The organism is Micromonospora tarapacensis (genome assembly GCF_019697375.1).
GTDB classification, from domain to species: Bacteria; Actinomycetota; Actinomycetes; order Mycobacteriales; family Micromonosporaceae; genus Micromonospora; species Micromonospora tarapacensis.
The window spans coordinates 3,847,141-3,860,485 of sequence record NZ_JAHCDI010000004.1 but is presented as its reverse complement, the minus strand read 5'-3'; the positions used below and the strand labels follow the sequence as shown (position 1 = coordinate 3,860,485).

At 73.4% G+C, this 13,345-nt stretch carries 14 protein-coding genes, 1 tRNA gene and 1 pseudogene; 8 read left to right on the top strand and 8 right to left on the bottom strand.

Going from position 1 to position 13,345, the window contains the following annotated elements:
• Nucleotides 1–24 precede the first annotated feature (24 nt).
• Nucleotides 25–1,503 (bottom strand): sugar transferase, encoded by a 1,479-nt coding sequence (locus tag KIF24_RS23480; protein ID WP_230415856.1) that lies wholly within the window; start codon nt 1,501–1,503, stop codon nt 25–27.
• A gap of 115 nt (nt 1,504–1,618) precedes the next feature.
• Complete coding sequence (locus KIF24_RS23475) at nt 1,619–2,677, bottom strand: LCP family protein (RefSeq protein WP_221085869.1); 1,059 nt, start codon at nt 2,675–2,677, stop codon at nt 1,619–1,621.
• A 178-nt stretch (nt 2,678–2,855) separates the two neighbouring features.
• On the opposite strand from KIF24_RS23475, the pseudogene KIF24_RS23470 reads away from it, so the two are divergent.
• Nucleotides 2,856–3,029, top strand: a pseudogene (locus KIF24_RS23470) (MOSC N-terminal beta barrel domain-containing protein); the annotation flags it as partial.
• Between the two features lie 95 nt (nt 3,030–3,124).
• Here KIF24_RS23470 and KIF24_RS23465 read toward each other — a convergent pair.
• Both KIF24_RS23465 and bcp read right to left on the bottom strand, forming a co-directional pair.
• A tRNA-Leu gene (locus tag KIF24_RS23465) sits at nt 3,125–3,199 on the bottom strand.
• 120 nt (nt 3,200–3,319) lie between these two features.
• Nucleotides 3,320–3,796 carry a thioredoxin-dependent thiol peroxidase gene (gene bcp / locus KIF24_RS23460; protein WP_221085868.1) on the bottom strand — a complete coding sequence of 159 codons (477 nt, stop codon included), beginning with the start codon at nt 3,794–3,796 and terminating at the stop codon, nt 3,320–3,322.
• 164 nt (nt 3,797–3,960) lie between these two features.
• Here bcp and KIF24_RS23455 point away from each other — a divergent pair, with 164 nt between their 5' ends.
• The 4 genes from KIF24_RS23455 to KIF24_RS23440 are packed head-to-tail and all read left to right on the top strand — an operon-like array spanning nt 3,961 to nt 6,647.
• The gene (locus tag KIF24_RS23455; protein ID WP_221085867.1) at nt 3,961–4,677 is read left to right on the top strand and encodes an energy-coupling factor ABC transporter permease; all 717 of its coding nucleotides are present in this window, start codon (nt 3,961–3,963) and stop codon (nt 4,675–4,677) included.
• On the top strand, nt 4,674–5,093 hold the full coding sequence (locus KIF24_RS23450) for a PDGLE domain-containing protein (RefSeq protein ID WP_221085866.1): 420 nt from the start codon (nt 4,674–4,676) through the stop codon (nt 5,091–5,093). The genes KIF24_RS23455 and KIF24_RS23450 overlap by 4 nt, the downstream gene beginning before the upstream one ends.
• Before the next feature lie 5 nt (nt 5,094–5,098).
• Nucleotides 5,099–5,869, top strand: coding sequence for a cobalt ECF transporter T component CbiQ (gene cbiQ, locus KIF24_RS23445; protein WP_221085865.1), 771 nt, complete (start codon nt 5,099–5,101; stop codon nt 5,867–5,869).
• A 7-nt stretch (nt 5,870–5,876) separates the two neighbouring features.
• On the top strand, nt 5,877–6,647 hold the full coding sequence (locus KIF24_RS23440) for an energy-coupling factor ABC transporter ATP-binding protein (protein WP_221085864.1): 771 nt from the start codon (nt 5,877–5,879) through the stop codon (nt 6,645–6,647).
• On the opposite strand, the gene KIF24_RS23435 is transcribed toward KIF24_RS23440, so the two are convergent.
• From KIF24_RS23435 to KIF24_RS23420, 4 genes are read right to left on the bottom strand one after another with little or no spacing between them, the layout of a single operon-like run.
• Nucleotides 6,637–7,719, bottom strand: coding sequence for a hypothetical protein (locus tag KIF24_RS23435; protein ID WP_331461254.1), 1,083 nt, complete (start codon nt 7,717–7,719; stop codon nt 6,637–6,639). The genes KIF24_RS23440 and KIF24_RS23435 overlap by 11 nt on opposite strands.
• Nucleotides 7,716–8,432 carry a DsbA family protein gene (locus KIF24_RS23430; RefSeq protein ID WP_221085862.1) on the bottom strand — a complete coding sequence of 239 codons (717 nt, stop codon included), beginning with the start codon at nt 8,430–8,432 and terminating at the stop codon, nt 7,716–7,718. Before KIF24_RS23430 ends, KIF24_RS23435 begins: the two co-directional genes overlap by 4 nt.
• Nucleotides 8,425–8,922: a MauE/DoxX family redox-associated membrane protein gene (locus KIF24_RS23425; protein WP_221085861.1), complete on the bottom strand. Its 498-nt coding sequence runs from the start codon at nt 8,920–8,922 to the stop codon at nt 8,425–8,427. The genes KIF24_RS23430 and KIF24_RS23425 overlap by 8 nt, the downstream gene beginning before the upstream one ends.
• Nucleotides 8,919–9,524: a sigma-70 family RNA polymerase sigma factor gene (locus KIF24_RS23420; protein WP_407939953.1), complete on the bottom strand. Its 606-nt coding sequence runs from the start codon at nt 9,522–9,524 to the stop codon at nt 8,919–8,921. Before KIF24_RS23420 ends, KIF24_RS23425 begins: the two co-directional genes overlap by 4 nt.
• Nucleotides 9,525–9,777: 253 nt before the next feature.
• On the opposite strand from KIF24_RS23420, the gene KIF24_RS23415 reads away from it, so the two are divergent.
• The 3 genes from KIF24_RS23415 to KIF24_RS35180 all read left to right on the top strand — a co-directional run bounded on the left by KIF24_RS23415 (nt 9,778) and on the right by KIF24_RS35180 (nt 13,279).
• On the top strand, nt 9,778–11,442 hold the full coding sequence (locus KIF24_RS23415) for a copper resistance CopC/CopD family protein (RefSeq protein ID WP_221085860.1): 1,665 nt from the start codon (nt 9,778–9,780) through the stop codon (nt 11,440–11,442).
• A 13-nt stretch (nt 11,443–11,455) separates the two neighbouring features.
• A complete protein-coding gene (locus KIF24_RS23410) occupies nt 11,456–12,226 on the top strand; it encodes a YcnI family copper-binding membrane protein (RefSeq protein ID WP_221085859.1) in 771 nt (256 codons plus the stop codon).
• A gap of 141 nt (nt 12,227–12,367) precedes the next feature.
• Nucleotides 12,368–13,279 carry a hypothetical protein gene (locus KIF24_RS35180; RefSeq protein WP_221085858.1) on the top strand — a complete coding sequence of 304 codons (912 nt, stop codon included), beginning with the start codon at nt 12,368–12,370 and terminating at the stop codon, nt 13,277–13,279.
• The last annotated feature ends 66 nt before the right edge of the window (nt 13,280–13,345 follow it).

Genomic DNA, 13,345 nt, shown 5'->3' with positions numbered 1-13,345 from the left:
TCGGCCCGTCGTGAGGGGGACGGCTCAGCGGCCGCCGCCGCGGAACACCTCGGTCACGGTGCGCAGCACCACCTTGACGTCGAGCCAGAGGGACCAGTTCTCGATGTAGTAGTTGTCGAAGCGGGCGCGGTCGGAGATGGGGGTGTCGCCGCGCAGCCCACTCACCTGGGCCAGACCGGTGAGACCCACCGGGACGCGGTGCCGCATCGCGTAGTCCGGATACTCCGCCGAGAACTTCTCCACGAAGTAGGGACGTTCCGGCCGGGGACCGACCAGGCTCATGTCGCCGCGCAGGATGTTCCACAGTTGGGGAAGCTCGTCGAGCGACGTCCGCCGCATGAACCGCCCGATCGGCCCCACCCGCCGGTCGTGCGCGATCGACCAGTTGGTCTGCGACTCCTGCTCGTTCACGGGTCGCATGGAGCGGAACTTGATGATGTTGAAGGGCTTGCCGTACCGGCCGATCCGGTCCTGGTAGAAGAAGATGCCCCGACCGCCGTCGATCAGGGTGGCGACGGCGCAGAGCAGCAGCAGCGGGCTCAGCGCGAGCAGCGCCACCGTGGCGAAGGTGATGTCCGATGCCCGCTTGAGCGCCCACTGTGGCCCGGAGAGCGAGGTGCCGCCGACCTTGGCCACCGGGACCGCACCGATGTGGTCGTCACTGGATCGGGAGCCCCAGAGCCCGGTGGCGGCCCAGACGTCGCACCCGGCCGTCCGCGGACGGGACAGGATCTCCATCAGCTTCGTCTCGGAGCAGTCCGGATCGCCGACGATTACCACGTCGCACTCGGTGAGCCGCACGACGCTGTCCAACTGGTCGAGGGTGCCGGCCAACGGAAGCGCGGCGGTGCCCTGGCGGGCGGCCGAGTCGACGCAACCCACGAACCGCAGCCCGTACTGCGGATAGCGGCGTAGCAGGCGGGCCAGCTCGACGGAGGTCGGGCCGCTGCCGACGATGACGGCGTTGTGCTCGACCCACCGGCGCTTGCGGGCGAGGATGGCGAATTCCCGGGTGAACGCCCTGCCGACGATGACCAGGCCGGCCGAGACGGCCACGTCGCTGGTGTAGCCGAGCACGTAGTCGGCGGATTCGTGGCGCAACGCCGCGATGATGGCGACCACCGACGCCGCGGCGAGCAGCCGCCCGCACAGGCTCGGCAACTCGTCGAGGAAGCTCACGTGCCGCCGCGCGCGGTAGAGCCCGCCGGCGGCGAAGATGGCCAGGGTGAGCACGGCCATGGCCAGGGTGCCCCGCCAGTACTGGCGGGTGACCAGGAGGGGCGCCAGCAGCGCCAGGAGGTCGACCGGTGCGGTCATCATCCAGGCGCGCAGCCAGCGGGTGCGCTTGGAGGCCCGGGAGCTGGCGTAGGGGAGCACGGCGGTGGTGTCCAGACCCTGACGCGCGGAGACGGCGGCCTCCGGCGTCGAACTGGACTGATCCGGCACCGGCGCCCCGGTCGGCTGGTCCCAGTTCGGCGTCGCCGCTGCCCCGCGGTCTCTCATGGCCGGCTGGCTCGACATGTCGGTACTCCCCGTGGAATCCCGGCGGAGATCGCCGGAGCGGAACGGCAGGATACGCAACGGAGTGCGCCCGCCGGTAGGGCGGGCGTACGCCGGTTCACTTTGATTGGGCGAGGATCTCGTCGACGTCGTCGCGCCGCACCGCGTCGTAGAACGACGACACCTTCTCGTCGTCGGCGAACACGACGCTCTGGCTGCCGACCCGTCCGGTGCCCCTCGTCGGGCTGGTCATGAAGGTCAGGTTGCCGCCCCGCAGGCCGCGCAGGTCCGTGGCCATGCCCAGCAGGGACATCTTCTCGTCCACCGACACGGCGCTGGAGGTGGCCCTGACGAAGGAGTTGAGCCGGCCCGGGTTCGTGACGATGCCGCCCGAGACCGCGCCGTCGAGGATCGCCTTGATGACCTGCTGCTGGTGCCGGATCCGGGCGAAGTCGCCGTCGGCGAACTGCTTGCGCTGCCGGGAGTAGTCCAGCGTGGTCTCGCCGTCCATCCGCTGCACGCCCTGCTGGAAGGTGCGGAACGGCGGATGGATGGAGGTGAACGTCTTCTCCGACTTGATCTCGATGCCGCCGAGGGCGTCGATGATCTCCTTGAAGCCGGCGAAGTCGATGATCATGACGTGGTTGATCCGGACCTTGGTGAACGACTCCACGGTCTGCACCATGAGCGGAACACCACCCCAGGCGTACGCGGCGTTGATCTTGGCGTCTTGGCCGCCCTGCCGGCCGTCCTTGGATCGGGGAACGCTCACCCAGGTGTCCCGCGGGATCGAGATGAGCTGAGCGGTGGACCGGTCCTCCGGGATGTGGGCCACGATGATGGTGTCCGTGCGCGAGCCGCCGGTGCTGTCCGGATCCCGGGAGTCGCTGCCGAGGATCAGGATGTTCAGTGCGTCCTGCACCGCCGCCTGGGGGCGGCCCTCCTCCGGCACCTCACTGAAGGCGTCCAGCCGTTCGATGCCGGACTCGACCGAGCGGAGGTAGAGCCCGCCGGCGATCAGGCCGCCACCGCCGACGAACGTCATCACCAGGAGACTGATCAGGAGGACCTTGCGCCACCGGCGGCGGCGCTTCGTGCTCTCGGCAGCCCCGGTCCCCCCGTCAGGCCCGGAACCGTAGAGGCCGGGCTCGACGTACTGCTGCACACCTGAAGACATGGCGGCATGTTACTGGTCGCGAATCACCGTCATGTGTCCTCGCCCACTCGGTCCACGACATCTGCCTGTTGTGGTCGCCGACACCACCGGATCGGATGTGCTAAATGAATGAGAACTTTCAATCTTGACGGCTCGGCCCTGCCGCTGGTAACCGGTACCGGCATGGCATGGTGGGCCGGTGCGGCTGAGCGCGATCCACACGTACCCGGTCAAGGCTTGTCACCGGCTCGACCGGCGCGAGGCGCAGGTGCGGCCCTGGGGCCTGGCCGGCGACCGGCGCTGGATGGTGGTCGACGAAGCCGGCATCGGCGTCACCCAGCGTGAGATCCCCGGACTGCCACGGGCCAGCAGTTCCTCTTCGGACTGCACCTCGTGGCCCTGGAATCGGGACGGCTCGCGGTCGGTGACCAGGTCGTCGTCCCGGCGTGCCCGGACGTGACGGAGAAGTAGGGCCGGCGGGACTCGAACCCGCACTGGTGCGGACCTAAACCGCATGCCTCCTGCCAGTTGGGCTACGGCCCCTTCACCGCGTACCACCATTCTTCACGACCGCCGCGGACGGTGGGAAACCGGCCCCCGGCGCGCGGCGTGCCTGCTGTCGCGGGTGGCCGCCGGATGCTGGACCACGCCCGCCACGCCCGCTCAGTCCAGGCCGAGGTCGCGGCGGAGCTTGGCGACGTGACCGGTGGCCTTGACGTTGTAGAGCGCCCGCTCGATCTTGCCGTCCGCGTCGATGACGAACGTGGAACGGATCACGCCGGTCACGGTGCGGCCGTACATCTGCTTCTCGCCGTACGCGCCGTAGGCGGTCAGCACCGCCTTGTCGGTGTCGGCGACCAGCGGAAAGGTGATCGCGTCGCGGTCGCGGAACTTCGCCAGTTTCTCCGGCTTGTCCGGCGAGATGCCGACCACCTCGTAGCCGGCGGCCCGCAGTGCGCCCAACGAGTCGCGGAAGTCGCAGGCCTGCTTGGTGCAGCCGGGGGTCATCGCGGCCGGGTAGGCGTACAGGACGACCTTCCGGCCGCGCAGGTCGGCCAGGGTGAGCTGGCCGCCGGTGTCGGTGGGGAGGGTGAACTCGGGCGCCGGGTCACCGGGGGAGAGGCGGGCGGGTGCGGTCATGGCACGACCCTACCGCCGTGCGGGCCGGGCCTACCGGGACCGCCGCGCGGGACGGCCAACGTGATCAAGGTCATCGTTGTTGCCAGGTATTGGCAACAGCATGCCACGGGAAATAGGCTCGTCCCTGCCGGCGAGCACGGGCTCGCCGTCACGTGGGAGGTCGCGTGGAAACCCTGGCCATGCACATCTCGAACGGGATCATCAACGGTCCCGTCGCCGCGGTCTTCGCGGTGATCGCACTGGCGGCGATGGCGTTCTGCGTCATGCGTGGCCGGCGGGACCTGGACGACCGGCTGGCACCGATGGCCGGTCTCGTCGCGGCGTTCATCTTCGCGGTGCAGATGCTCAACTTCCCGATCTTCACCGCGGGGGTCAGCGGCCACCTGCTCGGTGGCGCGCTCGCCGCCATGCTGGTCGGCCCCTGGGTCGGCGCGCTCTGCGTCGCGGTGGTGCTCGTGGTGCAGGCCCTCGTCTTCGGCGACGGCGGGGTGGCCATGCTCGGGCTCAACATCACCAACATGGCCGTCATCGGCATCGCGGTGGCGTACCTGCTGATCGCACTGCTGCTGCGGGTGCTGCCGCGCACCCCGGCCGGGCTGGCGGTCACCGCCTTCCTCTCCGCGCTGGTCAGCGTGGTCGTGGCGGCGATGGGCTTCGTGTTGCAGTACCAGCTCGGCGGCACCACCGACCTCGGCGGCAACCTGGCCGGACTGGCCGGGACGATGGCCGTCTCCCACCTGCTCATCGGCATCGGCGAGGGACTGATCACGGCCACCACGGTGGTCACCGTCGCGAAGGTCCGCCCCGACCTGGTGTACGCGTTGCGCGCCCTGAAGCCGGCTGTGCCGGCATCCGTTCCGGCTGTCGGAGGTGTCCGGTGAACAAGCGGTCCTGGGGGTTCATCGTCGGTGGCCTGCTCGTCGCCCTGTTGCTGGCCGGCGTGGTGAGCAGCTTCGCCTCGTCGCACCCGGACGGGCTGGACTCCTCGCTGCGGGGGGGCTGCACCTTCGACGCCGACGACGAGATCACCGGCGGCAGTTGCCCGGCGCAGCAGGAGCAGGAACACGAGATCGGCGGGCCGTTGGCCGACTACGGCATCGCCGGCCTCGACAACGACTTCCTCTCCACCGGGCTCTCCGGCGTGCTGGGCGTCCTGCTGACCTTCGCCGTGGCCGGCGGCGCCTTCTGGCTGGTGCGCCGGCGCGGCCCGGAGCAGACCCCGCCCGCCGCGGGATCGCCGGAGGCCGGCCGGCCCGACCCGGCCGTCACCGACCCGACCGCCACGAGCCGGGGGTAGCGCGGGTGGGGGCCGGTCACGCCCATGTGCTGTACCGCGAGGCCAGCTCGCCGGTGCACCGGCTGCCGCCCGAGGTCAAGATCGCGGCGATGGTGGCGTTCACCCTCGCGGTGGTCGCCACCCCCCGCGAGGCGGTCTGGGCCTTCGGCGCGTACGCCCTGTTGGTCGTGGCCGTCGCGGCGCTGGCTCGGGTGGACGCCCGCTGGCTGCTCGTCCGGTCGACGATCGAGCTGCCGTTCGTGCTCTTCGCCGTCGCCCTGCCGTTCCTCGGCGCGGGTGAGCGGGTGGAGGTGGCCGGGCTGGCCCTCTCCGTCGACGGCCTCTACGGCGCGTGGAACATCGTCGCCAAGGGCACCCTGGGCGTGTGGGCGTCGCTGCTGCTGGCGGCCACCACCACCACCCGTGACCTGATCGTCGGGCTGGACCGGCTGCGCTGCCCGCAGATCCTCACCCAGATCGCCACCTTCATGCTGCGCTACCTGGACGTGCTGGTCGGCGAGGCCCGCCGGATGCGGGTGGCCCGGATCTCCCGCGGCGACGATCCGCGCTTCGTGTGGCAACTGCGCGGCTTCGCTGCCGGGGTCGGTGCGCTGTTCCTGCGCGCCTTCGAGCGGGGCGAGCGGGTCTACCTGGCGATGCTCGCGCGCGGCTACACCGGCCGGATGCCGGCGGTCTGGCAGGGCGCGGGTGCGGCGACGGCGGGGCAGTGGCTGATCGCGGCCACCGTGCCGCTGCTGGCGGGCACCGTCGCCGCCACCGCGGCCGTGCTGACATGATCGAAGCGTGCAGCCCACCGCTCCCAGCCTGGAGGTCCGTGGCGTCCGGTACGCGTACCCGGACGGCCACGTCGCCCTGCACGGCGTCGACCTGACGGTCGGGCGGGGTGAGCGGGTCGCCCTGCTCGGCCCGAACGGCGCCGGCAAGACCACGCTGGTGCTGCACCTCAACGGCATCCTGACCCCGACCGGCGGCGACATCGTCGTCGGTGGCCTGGCGGTCGGTTCGGACCGGGCGACGCTGGCGGAGATCCGTCGGCGGGTGGGCATCGTCTTCCAGGATCCCGACGACCAGCTCTTCCTGCCCACCGTCGCCGAGGACGTGGCGTTCGGCCCGGCCAACCTCGGGCTGCGCGGGGCGGAACTGGCCGCCCGGGTCGACGAGGCGCTGGCCGCGGTGGGCATGTCCGAGCACCGCGACCGGACCCCGCACCACCTCTCCTTCGGGCAGCGCCGCCGGGTGGCGGTGGCCACCGTGCTGGCCATGCGCCCGGAGATCCTGGTGCTCGACGAGCCCTCGTCCAACCTCGACCCGGCGGCCCGGCGGGAACTGGCCGGCATCCTGCGTGGCCTGCCGGTGACCCTGCTGATGGTCACCCACGACCTGCCGTACGCCTTCGAACTCTGCGATCGGTCGGTCATCCTCGACGGCGGGCGGATCGTCGCCGACGGGCCGACGCCCGAGCTGCTCGACGACGAGGAACTCCTGGCCCGGCACCGCCTCGAACTGCCCTACCCGTTCCGCCCCGCCCGGGGGCCGCGCCCGGTCAGCGAGTAGCGGCCGACCGGGCCGCCACCCGCTGGCCGGCGGCGTGCAGGCGCAGGACGGCGGCGGCCAGTGCGCCGGCGCCGGTGACGAGGACGAGGACGACCAGCACCCGGGCGGCCGTGGCCGGCCACGGCACCGGCAGGACGGCCCGGGCGAACATGACGGCGTTGGCCACCCCGGCGAACAGGGCCAGACCGACTCCGGCCAGGGCCACCACGAAGTCGGCGTGGGGCCGGGCGCGGGTCGTCGCCCAGCCGCCGGCGGCGATCGCGCCGAGGCCGGTCAGCCCGGCCCACACCGGGCCGGTCAGCAGGCCGGCCAGCACCCCGGCGATCCCCTCGGACCCGGCGTCCAGCACCCGCCCGACGGTGAGCAGCACGGCCGCCGTCCCGCCCACGACCAGCAGCCCGCCCAGCGCGACCAGGGCCCGGCGGCCGGGGACCGAGGCCGCCGGCAGCAACCCGACCGCGCCCACCGCCAGCGCGCCGAGCGTGACCGCCACCCACCAGGCGTATGCGCCGGGCGGCGGCACCCAGTCCAGGGTGCCCCGGACCTGCACCGGGCCGCCCGCGTCGCGCAGCGGCACCACCCAGTCGCGTACCCGGTGCTCGCGGTCGGGGGCGGCGCGCACGGGTGCGGGCGGGCCCGCCTCGCGCCACCGGGCACGCTGGTCGTGCCAGCGGGCGGTCGTCCCGCCGTCGATCCGGCGCCACACCGGCGCGGCGGCCGGATCCGCCTCGGCGGGCAGGACCGTGTCGCCGAGAATGGTGCGGTTGAGGTACGTCGCCGGTGACCGGGTGTTCTCGAAGACCCCGTCCGGGCCGATCCGCAGGTACGGCTCACCCGAGTAGCCGATCACCTCGACCGGCTCGCCGCCGGTGTTGGTCAGCTCCAGCCGGGCGCCCGCCTCGATCACCCGTACCCGCAGCTGCGGCCGGGCCGGGGTCAGCTGGGTGACCTCGACCCGGTAGTCGGTGCCGTTGGGCGCGTCCGCGCCGTGCGCGAGGGCGGGCGCGGCGGTCGCGACGAGCGCGGTGACCGTGGCGGCGAGCAGCAGACCGGCCCGGGTCAGCAGGGTCACCGGCCGGCCGCCTCCACCGCGGCGGTGATGTTCTCCGGCGTCCACTCCCGCACCGGCTCCCCGGCGACCAGGATGGTCGGCGTGCCGGTGACGTCGGCGCGGCTCGCCTCGGCGCTGACATGCGCCGTCCACGACCGGTACTTCCCGTCCCGGACGCAACTGCCGAAGGCGTCCCGGGCCAGCCCGACCTCGGCGCCGATGTCGATCAGTTCGTCGTCGCTCAGGCCGGCACCGCCCTCCGGCGGCTGCCGCTCGAACAGCGCCTCGGCGAACTCGGTGAACCGGCCGCCCTCGGCGGCGCAACCGGACGCCGCCGACGCGCGGGTGGAGTACTCGGTGCTGGAGTAGCGGTCCAGGTACGCCACGGGGTGGTAGACGACCCGCACCTTGCCCTCGCTGACCAACTGCTCCACGGTGGCGCCGCTGGTCTCCTCGAACTGCTTGCAGGCCGGGCAGAGGAAGTCCTCGTAGATGTCCACCGTCACCGGCCCGGAACCGACCACGATGCCGGTGCCCGCCTCGTTGGCGCCCGGCGGCGCGGTGAACTCGTCGGATTCCTGGCCCGACCAGACGCTCCACCCGATCAGGCCGGCGATCACCAGCAGCAGCACCGCGCCGAGTGAGATCCACAGGGTCTGCTTGCGGCGTCGCTCCCGGGCCAGCTGCTCCCGGACCACCCGGGCCGCGTCCTTGCGCCCCTTGCGACTACTCATCATCGTCCTCCACCGGTTCGCCCGTCAGCGCGCCGTCGGCCGAGACGGCGGTGCGGGGCCAGATCAGCAGGAACCCGGCCAGGGCCAGGAAGCCGGTGTCCCGGAGGATCTCCGGCAGGTAGCTGGGGCGCTGCCCGGCCGGCAACTCGCCGCCGGTGCCGAAGCAGCCGCAGTCGATCGCCAGCCCCCGCGACCAGGCCGAGGCGATGCCCGCGATGAAGACCAGCAGCAGCGCCGCGGAGACCCCGGCGCCCAGTCGGGTGGCCAGCCCGGCCAGCAGCAGCAGGCCCAGCGCCAACTCGACGAGGGGCAGCGCGGCACCGACCACCATCGCCACGTCGTACGGCAGCACCTGGTAGGCGTGCACCGCGCGGCCGGAGGCGGCCAGGTCACCGACCTTCGACCAGCCCGCGTACAGCCAGACGGCCGCCAGCCCGAGCCGGACGGCGAGCCCGAGCCAGGGGCGCCAGCTGCGTGGTTTTCCGTTCACCCGGCCAACGCCTCGCCGACCGCGTCGACCAGATCGGCACGGGCCCGCGCCACCCGCGACCGGATGGTGCCCACCGGAACCCCCTCCACCGCGGCGGCCTCGGCGTACGACAGGCCGAGCAGCTGGGTCAGCACGAACGCGCCGCGCCGCTCGGCGGCCAGCCTCCGGACCAGGTCGGCCGCACCGAGCTGGCCGGCCGGGTCGGGGTGCGGCACGTCGGTGTGCGCGTTGGCGGTGAGCCTCCGGTCCAGCCGCCGCCGCCGGACCACGGTGCGCAGGTGGTCGGCGCAGGCCCGCCGGGCGATGCCGAGCAACCAGGTGCGGGCGCTGGAGCGGCCTTCGAAGGCCGGCAGCGCGCGGAACGCGCGAAGGTACGTCTCCTGGGTGAGATCGTCGGCGCTGTCCGGATCGACAAGTGCCGCCGCGAACCGCCACACCTCGGCCTGGGTGGCCCGGACGAAGGCGGCCTGGGCGACCGGGTCACCGTCCCGGGCGGCCAGCGCCCATCCGGTGGTCGACTCGGTGCCGGCCGGTCCCGGCGCAGGATCGCCGGGGCCGACGGTGGAGTCGGCGGCGGAGGTGTGGCGCGGGGCGGGGATCACGACAACCCAGGTTACGCGGCGCCGCGGCGAGCAGCAGGGCCCTTCGGCCCTTCCATGGGCTGCACCACTTCGGGAACTTTTCCCGCGTTCTGGCCGACTATCCGCTCATGACCGTCGGCCCCGGATCCGCGCGCGAGATGCCGCACGGTGCCACCGTTGCCGCCATGGCCCGCGCCGGGCCCATCGACGGCCACGGCCACGGCGACGGCCCGGCGACCAGGGTGGCTCGCCGGGAAGGGCGTCGTCGGCGAGCATGACGGGCATGACTGCCGCCCATCGCCGCCGATTCGCCCGGCTGGCCGCCGCCGCCGGCCTGTTGGTCACCGTCGTCGCCCTGCTGCTCGCCCCCGCCGCCCCGGCCAGCGCCCACGCCGTGCTGTCCAGCAGCAGTCCGGCCGCCTCGGCCGTGGTGCCCACCGCGCCGGCCGAGGTGGTGCTGACCTTCAGCGAGACGGTCCGCAAGGTGCCGGACCGGATTCGGGTCATCGCGCCGGACGGCTCCCGCGCCGACCGGGGCGAGCCGAAGTTCACCGGCGGCGTGGTCAGCATCCCCGTCGACCCGGCCGGCGGCAACGGCACCTACCTGGTCACGTACCGGGTGATCTCCGCCGACAGCCACCCGGTCTCCGGTGCGTTCACCTACTCCGTGGGCGCACCCTCCGAGCCGCCGGTGGACACCGGCGGCAACGGCCGGACCGACCCGGTGGTCGCCAACGCGGTCAAGGTCGCCAAGTTCGTCGGCTACACGGGCCTGCTGCTGGCCGTCGGGCCGTCGCTGGTGCTCGCCCTGCTCTGGCCGCGCCGGCTGTCCCGGCGTGGGCCGGCCCGGCTGGCCTGGACCGGTCTCGGCCTGGTGGCGCTGGCCACGGTCGCGGCGATCCTGCTCCAGGTGCCGTACACCGACGGGGGCGGGCCGTTCGACATCACCGGTGACGGGCTGAGCCTGGTGCTCGGCAGCGCCTTCGGTGCCGCCCACCTGGTCCGGCTGGGTCTGCTGGCCGCGACGGCGTTCCTGCTCCGGCCGCTGCTGGCCGGGCCGGTGGGCCGGACCGACCTGGTGATCCTCGGCGTGCTCGCCGCGGGAGCGCTGCTCACCTGGCCGCTGGCCGGGCACCCGGCGGCGTCCCCCGCGCCGGCGGTGTCGGTGGTCGTCGACGTGGTGCACCTGGGCGGCATGGCCGTCTGGCTGGGTGGCCTGGTGATGCTCGCCGTGTTCCTGCTGCCCCGGGCGGACGAACGCGAACTGGGGGCGATCCTGCCGATCTGGTCGCGCTGGGCCGCGCTGGCGGTCTCCGCGCTGCTGCTCGCCGGCATCGTCCAGGCGCTGATCGAGGTGGCCACCCCGGCGGCGCTGGTGAACACCACCTACGGGCGGCTGGTGCTGGCCAAGATCGGGCTCTTCGCGGTGGTCATCGCGGTGGCCGCGTACTCCCGGCAGTTGGTGCGCAGGCGGGTCGCGGCCAGCCGGCCGGCGCCCGTGCGCCGGGCCATCTGGGCGGAGCTGGTGATCACCGCGATCGTGCTCGGCGTCTCGGCGACCCTGGTGCAGACGACTCCGGCCCGGAGCGTCTCGGCGGACGTGGCCGGCGCCGACAGCGACTACTTCGCCGCCACGCTGAACAGCTCGCTCTACTCGCTGCAGGTCGAGGTGACCCCGGCCGAGCGGGGCAACAACTCGCTGCACTTCTACGCGTACACCCCGGACAACCGGCCGCAACCGGTCGTGGAGTGGCGGGCCACCGTGGCGCTGCCGGCGGCCGGGATCGAGCCGATCGACGTCCCGCTGCTGCCGCTCACCGACAACCATGCCACCGGCGAGATCAGCCTGCCCGCGGCGGGGGACTGGGAGCTTCGGGTAACCGCCCGTACCACCGAGATCGACCAGGCCACGGTGACCGCCACCGTGCCCGTCCGTTAGAGAGGTTCCATCGATGATCCGTCACCGGCGTACCGCAGGAGCCGCTGCCGCCCTGGCGCTGGGCGCCGTCGTCACGGCCGTGTTCGGCTTCGCGGCGCCCGCGTCGGCCCACGTCACCGTCAACCCGAGGGAGGCCACCCAGGGCGGCTACGGCCGGCTCGCGTTCCGGGTGCCGAACGAGAGCGACACGGCGTCGACCACCAAACTGGAGGTCTTCCTGCCGGAGAACGCCCCGCTGGGTTCGGTCTCCACGATGCCGGTGCCGGGCTGGACGGTGGCCGTGGAGAAGCGTCAGGTCGACCCGCCGGTGCAGGTGCACGGCAGTGAGATCACCGAGGTGGTTTCCAAGATCACTTGGACGGCCGGCGCCGATTCCGCGATCGCACCGGGCACCTTCCAGGAGTTCCCGGTCTCCATGGGGCCGCTGCCCGCGGTGGACCAGATGGTCTTCAAGGCGCTCCAGACGTACTCCGACGGTGCCGTGGTGCGTTGGATCGACGAGCCGCAGTCCGGCGGCGAGGACCTCGCCGCGCCGGCGCCGGTGCTCAACCTCGTCGCGGCGGCCGCCGACGCGCCGTCGCCGTCCCCGGCCGACTCGCCCGCGCCGGCCGACGCGCCCGCTGCCGCCGCCGAGGAGGGCGGCAGCGGACTCGCCATCGGGCTCGGCGTCGCCGGTCTGGTCGCCGGACTCGGCGGATTGGTGCTGGGCGGGCTGGCCTTCGTCCGTACCCGGCGAGACGGCGACCAGCCGGCCCGGGGTGACGCGACGGCCACCACGTCCTGAGTCGCCACCTCGTCGCGGACCCGCCGGCTGATCCCGGCGGGTCCGTCCGCTTTCGACGCCCGTGCCGTGGATATCCCCTGATCGGCCGGTCGGCATGGGTAAGGTCGGCCGGGTGTCTGGCTACGGAGGGGGACAGGGCGGATGCGTTTGGTGTGGGCGCTGACCGGAATGCTGCTGCTGACCATCGGCACCACGGCGCTGCTCGGCGCCGCCGCGCTCGGCCTGCTGACCGACCACGCCGACCCGGACGGGGCGTTCACCGCCCGGTTCGAGACGGTGCAGACGCCGGGGCACGCGGTGGTGGTGACCGACCTCGACGCGCTGGTGCGGCAGGAGGTCCCCTTCGCCCGGGGCGGGCAGGCCCGGCTGCGGCTGGAGGCCCGCACTCCCGACGGGCCGGCCTTCGTGGGGCTGGCCCCGGCCGAGGAGGCACGCCGGTGGCTGACCGGGGCGCCACACGCGGTGGTCGAGCGGGTGGCCCTGGCCCGGGGGCCGCTGCCGGTCCGGGTGGCGCAGGTCGACCCGGCCGACGGCACGCCGCCGACCGTTCCGGCGGGGCCCGCCGCACAGACCTTCTGGGTGCGCGCCGGCACCGGTGCCCTCGAGTGGAGCCCCGCGGACCTGGCCGGTCAGCGGCTGAGCCTGGTGCTGATGCGGCCCGACGGCGGGGCCGAGCTGACCCTGGACCTGCGCGCCGAACTACGGGCGGGCTGGATCACCCCGGCCACCTGGGGCTCGCTGGCCGGCGGCACGCTGCTGATGATCCTCGCCGCGTTGGTGTTGCTGCGCCCGGTCCGGCCCCGGGAGGTGGTCTTCGTGGTCGAGCCGGACCAGGTGCCGCTGCTGGCCGGGCGGCTCGGGGTCAGCTCGCTCACCGGCCTGGGCGCTCCGCCACCGCCCGGTCCCCGGCCGCTGGCCGAACGCCAGCTCGTCTCCGTGGCCGGTGCGATGCCCGCCGCCAGGGCGGCGATCGGCCCGGTGCCGCGCCCGCAGACCCTCGCCGATCTCCCCGCCCCGCACCACCCGCTACGCCCACCCGCACCGCCCGGCTGAGATCAGCCGGTGGGGGCAGTCCGACCGGCGGGTGGGGCGGCCCTCCGTGCTGCCGACACGGAGGGC